General features: G+C 70.0%; 17 protein-coding genes. 13 read left to right on the top strand and 4 right to left on the bottom strand.

Going from position 1 to position 16676, the window contains the following annotated elements; all coding sequences use genetic code 11:
• Positions 1-48: 48 nt before the first annotated feature.
• From ruvC to ACZ7CH_RS21525, 7 genes are all read left to right on the top strand, one after another.
• Entirely contained in the window at positions 49-618 is a 570-nt protein-coding gene (ruvC, locus tag ACZ7CH_RS21555; RefSeq protein WP_470374679.1) for a crossover junction endodeoxyribonuclease RuvC, read from the top strand.
• Positions 619-1111: 493 nt separating this feature from the next.
• Positions 1112-1696, top strand: coding sequence for a Holliday junction branch migration protein RuvA (gene ruvA / locus ACZ7CH_RS21550; protein WP_470374678.1), 585 nt, complete (start codon positions 1112-1114; stop codon positions 1694-1696).
• Positions 1693-2706: a Holliday junction branch migration DNA helicase RuvB gene (ruvB, locus tag ACZ7CH_RS21545; RefSeq protein ID WP_360392329.1), complete on the top strand. Its 1014-nt coding sequence runs from the start codon at positions 1693-1695 to the stop codon at positions 2704-2706. The genes ruvA and ruvB overlap by 4 nt, the downstream gene beginning before the upstream one ends.
• A gap of 93 nt (positions 2707-2799) precedes the next feature.
• On the top strand, positions 2800-3183 hold the full coding sequence (yajC, locus tag ACZ7CH_RS21540) for a preprotein translocase subunit YajC (protein ID WP_458430976.1): 384 nt from the start codon (positions 2800-2802) through the stop codon (positions 3181-3183).
• Between the two features lie 297 nt (positions 3184-3480).
• Positions 3481-5268: a protein translocase subunit SecD gene (secD, locus tag ACZ7CH_RS21535; protein ID WP_360392326.1), complete on the top strand. Its 1788-nt coding sequence runs from the start codon at positions 3481-3483 to the stop codon at positions 5266-5268.
• A 1-nt stretch (position 5269) separates the two neighbouring features.
• Positions 5270-6436 (top strand): protein translocase subunit SecF, encoded by a 1167-nt coding sequence (secF, locus tag ACZ7CH_RS21530; RefSeq protein ID WP_458430977.1) that lies wholly within the window; start codon positions 5270-5272, stop codon positions 6434-6436.
• Positions 6433-6951 carry an adenine phosphoribosyltransferase gene (locus tag ACZ7CH_RS21525; protein ID WP_360392321.1) on the top strand — a complete coding sequence of 173 codons (519 nt, stop codon included), beginning with the start codon at positions 6433-6435 and terminating at the stop codon, positions 6949-6951. Before secF ends, ACZ7CH_RS21525 begins: the two co-directional genes overlap by 4 nt.
• Positions 6952-7009: 58 nt before the next feature.
• On the opposite strand, the gene ACZ7CH_RS21520 is transcribed toward ACZ7CH_RS21525, so the two are convergent.
• Positions 7010-7273, bottom strand: coding sequence for a hypothetical protein (locus tag ACZ7CH_RS21520; RefSeq protein ID WP_470374677.1), 264 nt, complete (start codon positions 7271-7273; stop codon positions 7010-7012).
• 161 nt (positions 7274-7434) lie between these two features.
• On the opposite strand from ACZ7CH_RS21520, the gene ACZ7CH_RS21515 reads away from it, so the two are divergent.
• Both ACZ7CH_RS21515 and ACZ7CH_RS21510 read left to right on the top strand, forming a co-directional pair.
• Positions 7435-7899, top strand: coding sequence for a DUF397 domain-containing protein (locus ACZ7CH_RS21515; RefSeq protein ID WP_470374676.1), 465 nt, complete (start codon positions 7435-7437; stop codon positions 7897-7899).
• A 122-nt stretch (positions 7900-8021) separates the two neighbouring features.
• The gene (locus ACZ7CH_RS21510) at positions 8022-10307 is read left to right on the top strand and encodes a RelA/SpoT family protein (RefSeq protein ID WP_458430980.1); all 2286 of its coding nucleotides are present in this window, start codon (positions 8022-8024) and stop codon (positions 10305-10307) included.
• A 154-nt stretch (positions 10308-10461) separates the two neighbouring features.
• Here the strand turns inward: ACZ7CH_RS21510 and ACZ7CH_RS21505 are convergent, their stop codons facing one another.
• On the bottom strand, positions 10462-11316 hold the full coding sequence (locus ACZ7CH_RS21505; protein ID WP_470370899.1) for a peptidylprolyl isomerase: 855 nt from the start codon (positions 11314-11316) through the stop codon (positions 10462-10464).
• Positions 11317-11430: 114 nt separating this feature from the next.
• Between ACZ7CH_RS21505 and ACZ7CH_RS21500 the strand changes: the two genes are divergently transcribed.
• The 3 genes from ACZ7CH_RS21500 to ACZ7CH_RS21490 are packed head-to-tail and all read left to right on the top strand — an operon-like array spanning position 11431 to position 14005.
• Entirely contained in the window at positions 11431-12126 is a 696-nt protein-coding gene (locus ACZ7CH_RS21500) for an MBL fold metallo-hydrolase (protein WP_458430981.1), read from the top strand.
• Positions 12127-12131: 5 nt separating this feature from the next.
• The gene (gene hisS, locus ACZ7CH_RS21495) at positions 12132-13379 is read left to right on the top strand and encodes a histidine--tRNA ligase (RefSeq protein ID WP_470370900.1); all 1248 of its coding nucleotides are present in this window, start codon (positions 12132-12134) and stop codon (positions 13377-13379) included.
• A complete protein-coding gene (locus ACZ7CH_RS21490) occupies positions 13376-14005 on the top strand; it encodes a hypothetical protein (protein ID WP_458430983.1) in 630 nt (209 codons plus the stop codon). Before hisS ends, ACZ7CH_RS21490 begins: the two co-directional genes overlap by 4 nt.
• Before the next feature lie 145 nt (positions 14006-14150).
• On the opposite strand, the gene ACZ7CH_RS21485 is transcribed toward ACZ7CH_RS21490, so the two are convergent.
• Positions 14151-14987 (bottom strand): spermidine synthase, encoded by an 837-nt coding sequence (locus ACZ7CH_RS21485; RefSeq protein WP_360392303.1) that lies wholly within the window; start codon positions 14985-14987, stop codon positions 14151-14153.
• 45 nt (positions 14988-15032) lie between these two features.
• Between ACZ7CH_RS21485 and ACZ7CH_RS21480 the strand changes: the two genes are divergently transcribed.
• Complete coding sequence (locus tag ACZ7CH_RS21480) at positions 15033-15386, top strand: DUF1304 domain-containing protein (RefSeq protein WP_360392301.1); 354 nt, start codon at positions 15033-15035, stop codon at positions 15384-15386.
• Here the strand turns inward: ACZ7CH_RS21480 and ACZ7CH_RS21475 are convergent.
• Positions 15307-16659: a YibE/F family protein gene (locus tag ACZ7CH_RS21475; RefSeq protein WP_470374675.1), complete on the bottom strand. Its 1353-nt coding sequence runs from the start codon at positions 16657-16659 to the stop codon at positions 15307-15309. The genes ACZ7CH_RS21480 and ACZ7CH_RS21475 overlap by 80 nt on opposite strands.
• Positions 16660-16676: the final 17 nt, after the last annotated feature.

The raw sequence follows: 16676 nt of genomic DNA, 5'->3' as shown, positions 1-16676 counted from the left end.
GTTCGTCAAAGTGTTTCGTCCGGGTCGGTCGGCGGGAGTGGGGCTGTCGTGCGGGTGTTCGGGGTCGACCCCGGTCTGACCAGGTGCGGCCTCGGCGTCGTGGACGGCGGACCCGGCCGGGCCGTGCGTGCCGTGGCCGTCGACGTCCTGCGCACTCCCGTGGACGCCCCTCTGGCCGTGCGCCTCCACGAGCTGTACACCGGCGTGTGCGAATGGATGGACCGCCACGACCCCAACGTCGTCGCCATCGAACGCGTCTTCGCCCAGCACAACGTCAGCACCGCCATGGGCGTCGCGCAGGCGTCGGGCGTCATCGCCCTGGCCGCGGCCCAGCGGAACCTGCCCGTCGAGTTCCACACGCCGTCAGAGGTGAAGGCGGCCGTGACCGGCTCCGGCCGCGCCGACAAGGCCCAGGTCACGCTCATGATCACCAAACTGCTCGGCCTGAAGGTCGCCCCCAAACCCGCCGACGCCGCCGACGCGCTCGCCATCGCCATCTGCCACCACTGGCGCGCGCCGATGCGCTCGCGCATGGAGGAGGCACAGGCGAAAGCCGCCGAACTGGCCCGCGTGCACAAGGCCCGGCTGGCCGAAGCCGCCCGCCGGGGCGGTTCGTGACCCCGCGCACCGCACGTCGAACCCCGCTCTTCCGCCCGTTCGAGACGCACGCGGGCTCCTTCCGTGCACTCACATCGCACGCGGGGACCTTCCGTGCACTGCGAGCGCACGCGGGGAGCTTTCGTGCACTCCCGTCGTATGCGCGGCGCTTTCGTGCGCTCCGCTGTCACGCGGGAGTTTTACGTTCCCCTCGGGGGCACGCGGGAGTCCCGCGTTCCCTGTCGGAGCACACGGGAGTCCGGCGCTTGTCTCTCGCGCACGCGGGGAGCTTTCGTGCGTTGTGGGTGCACGCGGGGAGCTTTCGTGCGGTTGTGCCGAGTGCGGCGCGGCGGCGCGCATCGGGGCCGGTTGACCGGCCCGGCATGGCGAGGCGGATCATGATGGCTTCAGCGCGCACCGAAACTGTCGGTGCCGGCTGGAAGAATGAAAGCAAGGGGTCCCCCTTGCGAGGGGACGCCTGCGCGAGCGTGCAGGCCGCGATCGGAGGACACAGGTGATCTCGTCACTGCGCGGCCAGGTGCAGCACGTCGGCCTCGACCACGCCGTCGTCGAGGTGGGCGGCGTCGGGTTCGCCGTCCAGGCCACCCCCACGACGCTCGCCACGCTGCGCCGCGGTGAGGAGGCGAGCCTCGCGACGACCCTCGTGGTCCGCGAGGACAGCCTCACCCTGTTCGGGTTCGCCGACGTCGAGGCCCGCGAGCTGTTCACGCTGCTGCAGACGGTCAGCGGCATCGGGCCGCGGCTCGCGCTCGCCACGCTGGCGGTGCTGGAGCCGGACAAGCTGCGCCACGCGATCGCCGAGGGCAACATCACGGTCCTGACCCAGGTGCCCGGCATCGGCAAGAAGGGCGCCGAGCGGCTCATCATCGAGCTGCGCGACAAGGTCGGCCAGCTGCCCAGCGCCGCCGCGCCCGCTCAGCACAACCAGACCCGCGACCACGTCGTCGAGGCGCTGCTCGGGCTCGGCTTCCCGGCCAAGTCGGCGGAGGCGACCGTCGACAAGGTCCTCGCCGACAACCCCGACCAGTCCACCAGCGCAGTCCTGCGCCGCGCGCTCTCCACGCTGGGGCGCAAGTGACCGACGACGAGCTCAGCCCCTACGCCGTCCCCGCCGAGCGCGACCTCGAGACGAGCCTGCGGCCCAGCGACCTCAGCGAGTTCGTCGGCCAGCACCGGGTCCGCGAGCAGCTCGAACTGGTCCTGCACGGCGCCATGCGCCGCGGCACCGCACCCGACCACGTGCTGCTCAGCGGACCCCCCGGGCTCGGCAAGACCAGCCTCGCCATGATCATCGCCAAGGAGCTGGGCAGCCAGATCCGCATCACCAGCGGCCCCGCGCTCGAACGGGCCGGCGACCTCGCCGCCATGCTCAGCAACCTCGTCGAGGGCGACGTCCTGTTCATCGACGAGATCCACCGCATGGCCCGCCCCGCCGAGGAGATGCTCTACCTCGCGATGGAGGACTTCCGCGTCGACGTGGTCGTCGGCAAGGGGCCCGGCGCCACCAGCATCCCGCTCGACATCGCCCCGTTCACGCTGGTCGGGGCCACCACCCGGTCCGGGGCGCTGACCGGGCCGCTGCGCGACCGGTTCGGCTTCACCGCCCACATGGAGTTCTACCACCCCGACGACCTCGACCAGATCGTGAAGCGCAGCGCCAAGATCCTCGGCGTCGACCTGCACGACGACGGCGCCAGGGAGATCGCCGGCCGCTCCAGGGGCACGCCCCGCATCGCCAACCGGCTGCTGCGCCGCGTCCGCGACTTCGCCGAGGTCAGGGCGGACGGCCGGGTCACGGAGGAGATCGCCAAGCAGGCCCTGGAAGTCTACGACGTCGACCACCTCGGCCTCGACCGGCTCGACCGGGCCGTGCTGAACGCGCTGGTCAGGAGCTTCGGCGGGGGACCGGTCGGTGTGTCCACGCTCGCGGTCGCCGTGGGGGAGGAGCCGACCACGGTGGAAGAGGTGTGCGAACCGTATTTGGTGCGGGCTGGCATGCTGGCCCGGACACCGCGCGGACGAGTGGCGACGCCCGCCGCGTGGCAACACCTGGGGCTGGAGCCGCCCGCCGGAGATCAACTGTGGTGACCTGGCACAATCGGTGAGAGCACCTGGACATATCGGACGTGCGAGAAGGCATGTCCACCTGATCGGAGAATGATGGGCAACCTTTCGTCTTTGATGTTCCCGTTGCTGCTGGTGCTGCTGGCCGTGCCGCTGTTCCTCAGCGCGCGCAAGCAGAAGCGCGCGATGGCCGAGCAGCAGAAGCTGCAGAACGAGCTCCAGCCGGGCGACAAGGTCATGACGACGTCGGGTCTCTACGGCACCGTCGCCGACTCGAGCCACGACACCACCATCGACATCGAGATCTCCGAGGGTGTCGTCACCCGGTGGCTGCGCGCCGCGATCCGCGAGAAGGTCGTCGACGTCGAGGAGACCGCAGTCGTCGACACGGCGGACGACGAGCAGGTCATCGAGCCGGCCACCACGGCGACCACCGCGCCGACCACGACCCCGGCCGCCGCTCAGGTCGCCGAGCCGCTCGACCACAACGCCAAGAAGTAGTTCGGGCGTTCAGACGCGCAACGCCCGTGCCCGGTCGCCGAGACCGCGCACGGGCGCGGCGGTCAGTCGTGTCCCCAGGACGAATTCGGGCGCAGGCGCTCAGCGGGAATAACCCCCAGCTTGCCCCCCGGTCCGCAATTGTGTCAGTCTCCGCTCAGCGGCGTCAACGAAGCACTGGTGACGGTGCTGGCAAGTGTGAACGGCGCAAACCGGTGCCGGGGAGTGACGCGCAGCTCACAACCCGCAGGGTAATCTGCGCCTCCGCTGAGACATGTCAACTGAGGAGACGGACGGACCGTGGCACCTCCGGCCGGGCAAATTCGCCCCGCGAAGTATCTGGCGAGTTTCGCCGTCGTCGTCGTCGCGCTTTACGCCCTTGTGTTCTTCACGGGCAACGGCTCCGCCAAACCGAAGCTCGGCATCGACCTGCAGGGCGGCACGATCGTCACGCTGACAGCGCGTCAGGAAGACGGCGCGCAGCCCAGCGAGGAAGCGCTGAACCGCGCGCGTGACCTCATCGAGGTGCGCGTCAACGGTCTGGGCGTCTCCGGCGCCGAGGTCGTCCGCGACGGCAACAACCTGACGATCACCGTGCCCGGCGCGGACAGCGAGGGCGCGAAGGGCCTGGGCCAGACCGCCCGCCTCGCGTTCCGCAAGGTCGTCGGCCAGCCGATCCCGGCGGGCACCGCGATGCCGTCCGAGACGTCCGCTCCGCCGTCGGGCAGCAACGCCCCGGCCACCAGCACGCCCGCGCCCCCGAGCGCGTCAGCGGGCCAGCCGTCGTCGAGCAACGCGCCGCAGGGCCGTCCCGCTCCGAACCTGGCAGCGCAGCCGTCGAGCGCGCCGCCGTCGGCTGGCACCCCGCCGTCCTCGTCGGCTCCCGGCAGCTCGCAGCCGTCCGTGCCGGGCAACGTGGACCCGAAGATCGCCAAGGAGATCCAGGAGGCCAAGGCGCTGCGCCAGAGCAGCGACCAGCAGACCCTCCAGCAGGCCGCGCTCCTGCTCGACTGCTCCAAGGCCGACCCGCTGCGCGGCAACGACGACCTGGACAAGCCGCTCGTCACCTGTGACGAGGCCGGCGAGTTCAAGTACATCCTCGCGCCGGTGCACCCGGCCGCCGGCGACACCACGGTCAAGCCGGACGACTACACCACGTACTCGCGCCTGTCCGGCGAGGACATCAGCAACGCCGCCGCGAACGCGAACCCGAACGGCACCGGCTACGTCGTCAACCTCGACTTCAAGAGCGAGGGCGGCGACAAGTGGTCGAAGTTCACCGCCGCGAACGTGCAGCAGGCCGTCGCCGTCGTCCTCGACGGTGAGGTCATGTCCGCGCCGACCATCCAGGCGGCCATCTCCGGCGGTTCGACCGAGATCAGCGGCAAGTTCACGCTGAAGCAGGCGCAGTCGCTCGCCGACACCCTGAAGTACGGCGCGCTGCCGCTGTCGTTCGACTCCTCCGAGGCGCAGACGATCTCGCCGACGCTCGGCCTGCAGTCGCTCAAGGCCGGTCTCATCGCGGGCGGCATCGGCCTCGCGCTGGTCTTCGTCTACTGCATGTTCTACTACCGCCTCCTGGGCATCCTGACGATCCTGTCGCTGGCGCTGTCCGGTGTGATCGTCTACGGCGTGCTGGTGCTGCTCGGCCGCTGGATCGGGTTCACCCTCGACCTCGCCGGCATCGCCGGGTTCATCGTCGCCATCGGCATCACCGCGGACTCGTTCATCGTCTTCTTCGAACGCCTGAAGGACGAGGTGCGCGAGGGCCGGTCGTTCCGCTCGGCCGTCCCGCGCGCCTGGGTCCGCTCCCGCCGCACGATCCTGTCGGCCGACGCGGTCAGCTTCATCGCCGCCGCCGTGCTGTACGTGATCGCCGTCGGCCAGGTGAAGGGCTTCGCGTTCACCCTGGGCATGTCGACGGTCCTCGACCTCGTGGTCGTGTTCCTCGTGACGCACCCGCTGGTCGCGATCGCCTCGAAGTCCAAGTTCCTGTCCAACCCGAGCCTGTCCGGCCTGGGCGGTGCCGCCCGCGAGGGCGCGTCGCACCGCGCCGGGTCCGGCAAGACCGCCGTGAAGGAGGCCTGACATGAGCAACGTGTTCACGCGCCTCTACGTCGGCAACGGCGCTTTCGACATCGTCGGCAAGCGCGTCCGCTGGTACATCACGTCGGCCATCATCCTGCTGGTCTGCATCGGCTCGATGGTGTTCAACGGCTTCAACCTGGGCATCGACTTCCTCGGCGGCACCAAGATCTCGATGCCGTCGATCTCCCAGTCCGGCCAGACGATCACGACGACCACCGTCGAGGACGTGTTCGCGAAGGCACTGCCGGGCAAGAAGCCGAACGCCGTGCAGGCCGTCGGCACCGGCGACAGCGCGACCATCCAGGTCAAGTCGCCCGCGCTGAACGTGCAGGAGGTCTCGGCGCTCAAGTCGGCGCTGGCCACCGACACCAGCCCGCGCGGCGGCCCGTCGGCGATCTCCGACAGCGCCGTCTCCGCGTCCTGGGGCGGTGAGATCAGCGGCAAGGCGCTGTGGGCGCTGTTCTGGTTCTTCGTGGTGGTGACGCTGTTCCTGGCGTTCTACTTCGAATGGCGGATGGCGGTCGCGGCGCTCGTCGCGGTGTTCCACGACGTCGTCATCACCGCGGGCGTGTACTCGCTGATCGGCTTCGAGGTGACGCCGGCGACGATCGTCGGTCTGCTCACGATCCTCGGCTTCTCCCTGTACGACACGGTCGTCGTGTTCGACAAGGTCAAGGAGAACACCCGCGGCCTGCTGGGCCTGACCCGCCGCACCTACGCCGAGGCAGCGAACCTGGCGCTCAACCAGACGCTGATGCGTTCGATCAACACCTCGCTGATCGCGCTGCTGCCGGTCATCGGCCTGCTGGTCGTCGGCGTCGGCATCCTGGGCGTCGGCACCCTGCAGGACCTCGCGCTGGTGCAGCTCGTCGGCATGTTCATCGGCGCCCTGTCGTCGATCTTCATCGCCACCCCGGTCCTCGTGGACCTGAAGCTGCGCGACCCGAAGTACGTGGCGCAGGCCAAGCGCGTGACCGCTCGTCGCGCCAAGGCCGCGTCGGTCGGTGTGGCGCCCGACGCCGAGGGCATCGAGTCGGCCGACGAGGAGTCCCTCGCCGCCGACCTGCGCAAGGAAGAGGCGATGGCCGCCGCCGCGTCGGTTCCGCACCGCACCGCCAAGGTCGCCGACACCCGTCGCGGCCGCCCGACCGGAAAGCGCCAGCGTTGAAGCTAGATCGTGCACTGGGACTGCTGCGTGAGGTCCCGGACTTCCCCCGGCCGGGGGTCGTCTTCCGGGACTTCACGCCCGTCCTCGCCGACCCGGACGCCCTGCGCGCCGTGGTCGACGCCCTGCAGGACAAGATCGACGACAGCACTCAGGTGATCGCCGCCATCGAGTCGCGCGGCTTCCTCCTGGGCGCCGCGCTCGGGTACGGCTGGCGCTACGGCGTCGTGCCGCTGCGCAAGCCCGGCAAGCTCCCCGCCGTCGCCGACCGCGTGTCGTACGCGCTGGAGTACGGCGAAGCGTCGCTGGAACTGCCCGCGGACGCCATCCAGCCCGGTCAGCGCGTGGTGGTCGTGGACGACGTCCTCGCCACCGGAGGCACCGCGGAGGCCGCCTGCACGCTCGTGGAGCGCGCCGGCGGCATCGTGACGGGTGTGTCGGTGGTCCTGGAGATCCCGGCCCTGGGTGGCCGCTCCAGGCTGGCGGGCCGCGAAGTGAGCGCCCTGCTCGCCGTCTGAGCTCTCGTGCCGAGGGCCCGGTGACCGTCGGTCACCGGGCCCTTTCACGTTGCGCGGATCAGGCGAGCGGCTTGCCCGGCCCCGGCGGCGACACGAACCACGCCCCGGTCGTGACCAGCACCAGCGCCACCAGCGCGGCCGGCGCCGTCACCACCGCGTACTCCCACACCGCGTGCCTGCGCGTCGACCGCCGCAGCAACGACCAGCTCGCCACCGTCGCCAGCACCCACGCCGTGCCCGTGCCGAGCAGGGCGCGCTGGTCGAAGTGGCCGACCTCCTGCAGGGCCCCGTACGCCATGGCGAGCAACCAGACGACGTTCATCGCACCGCACCACAGGAAAGTCCTCACCGGACCATTTTCACCCTTACGAGCAAGTCCGTGGATGGCCTGCAATCCGTACTTTCCCCAGACATGGCTGCGCTTACCTCCACCGCTTGCAGCAGAGACCTCGGTGACGAGCTGCGCCGGCTGCGCGAGCACTCATGGAGGACCAGTACCTGCAGGCGCTCTTCAACACGCACGTGCTGCGGATCATGCCGATCTCGGCGGGCGTGACCCTGACGATGCGGTCGGCGCGCACGCTGTTCAGCTTCGCCAAGGCAGACCCCGTGGTCTACACCGAGAACGAGGTTGCGATGGTGTTCTCGCAGAACCCTGCCGTCGTGAGAGAGGGCAAGAGGTTCTTCGCGTGGCTGAGACGCACGCTTTGGATGCGGAACAATCGCGGAACATGCTGGCGAAGTACGTCAGCGGACCGAGAAGGGACCCGCATGACTCAGGGACGGGCTTGGCGTAAGAGCACCTACAGCGGCCCCAAGGAAGGTTCGGCGTGCGTTGAGGTGTCGCTGAGCGGTGATGCCCGCGTACGCGACTCGAAGAACGCGAACGGTGACCGGCTCGTGTTCACGATCCACGCCTGGCGCGCCTTCCTGGCCCGCGTCGCCTGATCGGCCCAGCGGAAGTTTCCCGAGCGTTCACCGTGTGAGCTGTGCCGCTCAGCGCGCCACCGGAAGTTCTGTCAGCGCGAACGCGTTATCCTCGGTACTCGCGAGACCCGAGGAGCGTGGGGTTGAGTCAAGACACCGAACCCGCTGCGACGGTTGTTCAACCGTCGGCTACCCGGCGTGTGCGCGCCCGCCTGGCGCGGCGCATCACCGCCCAACGTGCGGCCCCGGTGAAGCAGGTCCTCGAACCTCTCGCCGCCGTGCACCGTGACCTCCATCCCAAGGCCGACCTGGCGCTTCTGCAGCACGCGTACGACGTCGCCGAGGAGAAGCACCGCCCGCAGCGCCGCAAGTCCGGCGACCCGTACATCACGCACCCGCTCGCCGTGGCGACGATCCTCGCCGAGCTGGGCATGGACACCACGACGCTGGTGGCCGCGCTGCTGCACGACACGGTGGAAGACACCGACTACTCGCTCAACCAGCTGAAAGAGGACTTCGGCGAGGAGGTCGCCCGGCTGGTCGACGGCGTCACGAAGCTCGACAAGGTCAAGCTGGGGGCCGCGGCCGAGGCGGAGACGATCCGCAAGATGGTGATCGCGATGGCGAAGGACCCGCGGGTCCTGGTCATCAAGCTCGCCGACCGGCTGCACAACATGCGCACCATGCGGTTCCTGCCGCCGGAGAAGCAGGCCCGCAAGGCCCGCGAGACCCTCGAGGTGCTCGCGCCGCTGGCCCACCGGCTGGGCATGGCGACCGTGAAGTGGGAGCTGGAGGACCTCGCGTTCGCGATCCTGCAGCCGAAGAAGTACGACGAGATCGTGCGGCTGGTCGCCAAGCGCGCGCCGAGTCGCGACACGTACCTGCGGACCGTCGTCGCGGAGCTCAACGGGCAGCTCGACACGGCGCGGATCGTCGCGAAGGTCGAGGGCCGGCCCAAGCACTACTACTCGATCAACCAGAAGATGATCGTCCGCGGCCGCGACTTCGACGACATCCACGACCTGGTGGGCGTGCGCATCCTCGTCGACGAGGTGCGCGACTGCTACGCCGCCATGGGTGTCGTGCACGCCGCGTGGCAGCCGATGCCCGGCCGGTTCAAGGACTACATCGCGCAGCCGCGGTTCGGCGTCTACCAGTCGCTGCACACGACCGTCATCGGTCCCGACGGCAAGCCCCTCGAAGTGCAGATCCGCACGCACGAGATGCACCAGCGCGCCGAGTACGGCATCGCGGCGCACTGGCGGTACAAGGAGACCAAGGGCACGCACAACGGCAAGTCCGTCGAGATCGACGAGATGGCCTGGATGCGCCAGCTCCTCGACTGGCAGCGGGAGGCCGCCGACCCCGGCGAGTTCCTCGAAGGGCTGCGCTGGGACCTCGCCGCCCGCGAGATCTTCGTGTTCACCCCCAAGGGGGACGTGCAGACGCTGCCGGTCGGGTCCTGCCCGGTCGACTTCGCCTACGCCGTCCACACCGAGGTGGGCCACCGCTGCATCGGCGCCCGCGTGAACGGCCGCCTCGTCGCACTGGAGCGCAAGCTCGAGAACGGCGAGGTCGTCGAGATCTTCACGTCCAAGGCCGAGGGTGCGGGCCCGTCGCGCGACTGGCTGAGCTTCGTGGCCTCCCCGCGGGCCAAGGCGAAGATCAAGCAGTGGTTCGCCAAGGAGCGCAAGGAAGAGGCGATCGAGCAGGGCAAGGAGGCGATCACCAAGGAGGTGCGCCGCGTCGGTCTGCCGATCCAGCGGCTCGTCTCCGTCGACTCCATGCAGGCCCTGGCCAAGGAGCTGCACTACCCGGACATGAGCGCGCTGTACGCGGCGGTGGGGGAGGGCCACACCTCGGCCCGCCACGTCGTGCAACGGCTCGTCGCGCAGCTCGGCGGTGTCGAGCACGCCGAGGAGGAGCTCGCCGACCGCGCCACCCCGTCCACGGTCACCCGCCGCCGCCCCACCGGCGACGCCGGTGTGATCGTCAAGGACGCGGGCGACGTGTGGGTGAAGCTCGCCCGCTGCTGCACCCCGGTGCCCGGCGACGACATCCTCGGGTTCGTCACGCGCGGCGGTGGCGTGTCCGTGCACCGGACCGACTGCACGAACGCCGACGAGCTGCTGAAGTCGCCGGAACGGCTGCTGGACGTCGAGTGGGCCCCGTCGGCCTCGTCGGTGTTCCTGGTGGCCATCCAGGTCGAGGCGCTCGACCGGCACCGGTTGCTCTCCGACGTCACGAAGGTGCTCGCGGACGAGCGGGTGAACATCCTGTCGGCGTCGGTCACCACGTCACGCGACCGGGTGGCCGTCAGCCGGTTCTCGTTCGAGATGGGCGACCCGAAGCACCTCGGGCACGTCCTGAAGGCCGTCCGCAGCGTGGAGGGCGTCTACGACGTCTACCGCGTCACGTCGGCGTCCTGATCCTGACCACCGGGAGCCCGTGAAATCGGGCGTCAGCGAAACGACAGCGACACCTGAGATCGTTGCACCACGGGGAAGACGCAGAAGCCCCCGGCCGAATCGGCCGGGGGCTTCTGCGTGTGAAGAGTTAGCGCGCGAAATGCACCTGAGCGGACTAGTTCGCGACCGTCGCCGACTTGATGTCGACCGGCGTCTTCGGCTTGCCGTCGCCCTGGCCGGGGGTCTGCGAGATCGCACCGGTCTTCGCGACCTCGTCGATCTTCTTCAGCGACTCCTCGTCGACCGTGCCGAAGATCGTGTACTTCGCCTGCAGGTTCGAACCGTCGCCGTAGACGATGAAGAACTGCGAACCGTTGGTGTCCGGGCCCGCGTTCGCCATGGCCAGCACGCCGCGGCCGTAGGTCATCTCCGGGTAGACCTCGTCCTTGAACGTGTACCCGGGGCCGCCCGTGCCGGTACCGGCCGGGTCACCGCACTGCAGCACCTGGATGCCGGTCACCACGAGCCGGTGGCAGGTGGTGTTGTCGAAGTACTTCTGCTTCGCCAGGGTCACGAAGTTGTTCACCGTGCACGGCGCCATCGACCGGTCCAGGTTGAACTTCAGGTCGCCGATCGACGTGCCCAGCGTGACGCCGACGGTGCCGGTGGCGGGCTGCTCGCCGTTCGCCGGGATCGTGTTCTCCTTGGCCGCCGGCTCGGTGCCCTTGGTGTACTCGCAGCTCACCTTCTCCGGCAGCGGGGTGGGGCGCTTCGGGACGGCGTGCAGCGCGGTGGGGATGTTCTCCGCCTTGTCCACCGACTCCTGCTGCGGGGTCTCCGACGCCTCCGCGTCACCGTTGCCGAAGTCGTGCGTGGAGAGGAACCACACGCCGGCTCCGACGAGCGCAACAACGACGACCGTCGAGATGACGGCGATGATGCGACGCTTCTTGGCCCGCTCCTGGCGGTACACCATCTGACGCTCAAGCTTGCGCTTGGCGTTCGCGCGTCGCTGCTCGTTGGTGGGCACGTGCTCCCTCCCCAGGGACTCATGCGAATAGGGCGGTCGGCTCGGGAGTCTAGGGCCTGGGCATATGACCTTTGTGTAGTGGTTACGCTGTCGGGGACTAGGGAGGTCATTCTCGTGCTCGTGATCGGGTTCCCGACCGGTGCGCTCCAGGCGAACTGCTACGTCCTGGCGACCGGTGAGGGTGAGCCCTGCGTGATCATCGATCCCGGTCAGGACGCGGTCGAGCCGATCGAGCAGGCACTGCGCGAGCACCGGCTCGCACCGGTCGCCGTGCTGCTCACGCACGGTCACTTCGACCACACGTTCTCCGTGACGCCGGTCTGCGACGGCAACGACGTCCCGGCCTACATCCACCCGGACGACGTCGCCATGCTCTCCGACCCGCTGAAGGGCATCAGCCGCGAGTCGGCCGCGTTCTTCGGCGGCAACCTGGAGATGCGCGAACCCTCCGAGGTGCGCACCCTCGACGACGGAGCCGAGCTCGACCTGGCCGGGCTGAAGATCACCGTCGACCACACCCCTGGCCATACCGGCGGGTCGGTGATGTTCCGGTCCGGCGCGCAGGAGGGCGGTCGCCTCGTGATCTCGGGTGACACGCTCTTCGCCGGCTCCATCGGACGCACCGACCTGCCTGGCGGCGACCACTCCCGCATGCTGTCGTCCCTGCAGGACAAGGTCCTGACCTTGCCCGACGACACGGTGGTGCTGCCCGGCCACGGACCGACGACGACCATTGGCCGCGAGCGCGCGACGAACCCCTACCTGGTTCAGCTGCGAGACGCTCCGGCCGCCCCGCACCGAGGACTCTGAGACACGTGTTTTCCGCTCCCAAAGGCGTTCCCGACTACATCCCGCCGACGTCCGCCGCGTTCACGCACGTCCGGTCGACGCTCACCCGCGCGGCCGAGCTCGCGGGCTACGGCTACGTCGAGCTGCCCGTCTTCGAGGACACCGCGCTGTTCGCGCGCGGCGTCGGCGAGTCGACCGACGTGGTCACGAAGGAGATGTACACCTTCACCGACCGCGGCGACCGCTCCATCACGCTGCGCCCCGAGGGCACCGCGGGCGTGATGCGGGCCGTGATCGAGCACAGCCTCGACCGCGGCCCGCTGCCGGTGAAGCTCTACTACGCGGGCCAGTTCTTCCGCGCCGAAGCTCCGCAGGCAGGCCGGTACCGGCAGTTCCACCAGGTCGGCATCGAGGCGGTCGGCGTGGACGACCCGGCGCTCGACGCCGAGGTCATCGCCGTCGGCGACGCGGGCTTCCGCGCGCTCGGCCTCACCGGCTACCGGCTGGAGCTGACGTCGCTGGGCGACGCGCACTGCCGCCCGGCGTACCGCGAGCTGCTGCAGCGGTTCCTGGCGACGCTGCCGCTGGACGAACCGACCCGTCAGCGGGCCGAGCTGAACCCGCTGCGCGTGCTCGACGACAAGCGGCCGGAGGTGCGCGCCCTGGTCGCCGAGGCACCGCTGATGGTGGACCACCTGTGCGACGCGTGCCGTGAGCACTACGAGCTCGTGAAGGGCTACCTGACCGAGCTGGGCGTGAAGTTCGTCGAGAACCCGCGCATGGTCCGCGGCCTCGACTACTACACGAAGACGACGTTCGAGTTCGTGCACGACGGGCTGGGCGCGCAGTCGGGCATCGGCGGCGGTGGCCGCTACGACGGCCTGATGGCGCAGCTCGGTGGTCAGGAGCTCTCCGGTGTCGGCTTCGGCCTGGGCGTCGACCGGGCGCTGCTGGCGGCGCAGGCCGAGGGCGTGCTGCCGGAGCTCAGCCGCGTCGACGTGATCGGCGTTCCGCTGGGCGAGCCCGCGCGGGCCCGCCTGGTCGCGGTCGCCGGTGAGCTGCGCGCGGCCGGCATCCGCACGGACCTCGTCTACGGCGGCAAGTCGATGAAGGCGGGATTCAAGGCCGCCGACAGGTCCGGTGCGCGGCTCGCGCTCGTGCTGGGCGAACGCGACCTGGAGGCGGGCACCATCGGCGTGAAGACGCTGGCGACGGGCGAGCAGGTGTCCGTGGCGCTGACCGACGTGGTCGAGGCGGTGCGGACCGCCCTGTGAGCGCCGACGACAAGCTCTCCCTGGACCTGCTCGACAAGGTGACCGTCCGCAAACGCGCCCGCATGGTCGCGATCGGCGGTTTCATGGTGGCGCTGGCCTTCGGCGCGATCGTCGGTTTCATCGGCGGTCGCTGGGCCGGCGTGATCACGTTCCTGGTCGTGTCGCTGCCGGTCGTGCTGCTGGCCATGTCCGAGGCCCGCCGCACGGTGTGGCTGGAGGGCAGCTCGGTGCACGTCCGTGCGTTCGGCACCCGCACCGTCGACCTGAACACCGCCGACGGGCTGGACCTGCTGGTCACCGACCTGCGCGGCGCTCGCACCGTCGGCCTGTTCGTGCGCGGCGGCAAGAAGGCGATCAACGTCGCCCTGTCGATGTACTCCGGTGTCGGCGGCCGTGAGCTGGGCATCTACCAGCTGCGGCGGCTCGCGGACACGCTGGCGGGCCGCGGCGACACCCCGGGGCTGGTGTTCTCGGAGCTGCTGGTCGCCCAGCTGCGCGCTGAAGCCCGTGGGGTGGCCCCGGCCGACCGGCCGCTGTACCGGCTCGGGTCGCTCGCCCCGGCGGGGCGGATGGCGCAGAAGCTGCACCCGGACGCCGTGTCGAAGTTCGTGACCTCGCTCGACTAGCCCCTCCGCCTTGTTCTTCGCACGCGGGGCCCTTTCGTTCGCTTCTGGTGCACGAAAGCTCCCCGCGTGCGTTGAAGTGAGGCTGGTGGGGCTCCTGTGGGTGAACGGTTGCTCGGCGGACCGCTTCACGGCAGGGCTGGAAGGGTCAGGTGCCCCAGAGGCCGGACGGCGGCGCTGGTGACAGCGTCGCCGTCGCGTCTGTCGTCACGGGTGCGCCGCCGATGAACTTCGTCAGCCCCGTCCCGTGCTCCACCCGGCCCTGGAACGGGTCGCTCGCCGTCGCACGGGTCAGCTGCTGCATCGGCAGACCGGTGTGCGACGCGAAGATCACGAAGTTCCCGAACCGCCGGCCCCGGAACACACCCGGTTCGGCGAGCACGCAGACATGTTCGAACACCGCGCGCACGGTCGCGCACTGCGCCCGTGCGAACTGCAGGCCATTGCCGTCACCGATGTTCGCCGCGTAGACGCCGTCATCGGCCAGCGCCGCCGACGCCTGCCGCACGTACTCGACCGACGTCAGGTGCGCCGGTGTGCGCGCCCCCGCGAAGCAGTCCGACACGATCAGGTCGAACGAACCGGGCCGGGACCGGGCCAGCACCGCCCGCGCGTCCCCAGTGGTGATCTTCACCCGCGGCGGTGGCGGCAGCTCGCGGCGGATGAACGCGATCAGGCCCGCGTCGATCTCCGCGACCTGCTGGGTCGAGCGCGGCACCGTCGCCGCGACGTAGCGGGCGAGCGTGAGGGCGCCACCACCGAGGTGCAGCACGCGGGCGGGTGCGATGAGGTCGACCACGTGGCCCAGCCGGCGGACGTACTCGAACTCCAGGTACGTCGGGTCGTCGAGGTCCACATGGGACTGCGGAGTTCCGTTGACGCGCAACGTCCACGAGCTCCGGCTCCCCACCTCGGGCACCAGTTCGGCCACTCCGGAGTCGATCGACTCGGTGATCGCTTCTGCCTCGGGCCGCTGTCTTCCCACTGCTCTATCCTCTCACCGGGCATGCCGCTCCAGAGGAGGACGTAAGTGCAGGTTATCGCGAACATCTTGATGGCCCTCGTGGCGCTGATCCACATCTACATCGTGGTGCTGGAGATGTTCCTCTGGACAACACCGCGCGGCCGCAAGGCCTTCGGTCTCACGCCGGAGTTCGCCGAGGCGTCGAAGTCGCTCGCGGCGAACCAGGGCCTCTACAACGGCTTCCTGGCCGCCGGTCTCATCTACGCGCTCGTCCGGCAAGACTTCGGCGCGTCCGTGCTGTTCACCGTGTTCGTGATCGTCGCCGGCGTCTACGGCACGTTCACGGCGAGCCGGAAGATCTTCTTCGTGCAGGTGGTACCGGGCGTTCTGACGCTGCTCTTCGTGCTGCTCGCCCACTAGGGCGCACCCACGGCCCCTTGTCGGGGTCGTAGCCGTAGAGGTCGCCCTCGATCCGGGCGCGCGCGGGCCGCACCGCTCGTTCCGGAGCCGGTTCCGTCGCGGGCTTCGCGCGCTTCACAGGCTCGGGTTCGGGTTCCGGCTCGGGTTCGGGGTCCGGGGCCGCGGCGGGGGCGACCTCCTGGCGCACCGCGACGAGCGCGGCCAGCGCCGTCGTCACCGGCACCGCCGCGACCAGGCCGATGCTGCCGACGAGCGTCCGCACGATCTCCTGGGCGATCTGCTGCGCCGTGAGGATCTCGCCCATCGACCGCCCGGCCAGCGAGATCGCGAGCAGCAACGGCAGCGCCGCGCCCGCGTAGGCCATGACGAGCGTGTTCACGACCGACGACATGTGGTCGCGCCCGATCCGCGACCCGGCGGCGAACAGCTCGCGCCAGGTCAGCCGGTCGTTGGCGCGCCGCAGCTCCCACACCGCGCTGGTCTGCGTCACGGTCACGTCGTCGAGCACGCCCAGCGCGCCGATGATCGTGCCCGCGAGCAGCAGCCCGCGCGTGTCGATGTCGGTGCCCAGCACCGTGACGAGGTTGATCGTGTCCTCGTCGAGGCCGGTCAGCTGCGCCGCCCACGAGAACACCGCGCCCAGCACGCCGATCAGCACCAGGCTCACGAGCGTGCCGAGGACCGCCGTGGACGTTCTCGCGGAGACGCCGTGCGACAGGTACAGCACCACGAACATGATCAGCCCGGCGCCGACGACCGCCACCATCAGCGGGTTCTCGCCTGCCAGGATCGCCGGCAGCACGAACAGCACCAGCACCACAAAGCTCAGCAGCAGCGCACCGAGCGCCGCGAGCCCCTTCCACCGGCCCAGCAGCAGCACGGCGGCCGCGAACAGCACCGCCAGCAGCACGAGCGACCAGCCGCGCTGGAAGTCGACGATCTGGTACGACTCCGCCGCCTGCGGCTGACTGCCCGAATAGGACAGCACCACCTCGTCGCCGGTCTGGTAGCGCGGCGCACCCGCCCCGCGCAGGTTCGGGATCGTGACGCTCTGCCCGCTCGCGTCCCCGTCGGACATCCGCACGGTCACCGCGGTGCAGTTCTCCCCGCACACGCCGTCCTGCACGCCCGTGACGACCGCGTCCACCGGCTTCTGGTGCAGGCCGATCTGCGCGCCGGTGCGCTGTTCGTGCCCGAACGGGTAGAGCAGCAGGGCGCCGACCGCGGTCGCCAGCACCAACGGCACCAGCAGCCACGTCAGCAACGTCCGCACGCGCCGCGAGGCCGGTT

The sequence above is a fragment of the Lentzea sp. NPDC037011 genome (assembly GCF_055607425.1).
The sequence above is the reverse complement of the archived record's forward strand: the minus strand, read 5'-3'. Positions and strand labels throughout refer to the sequence as shown.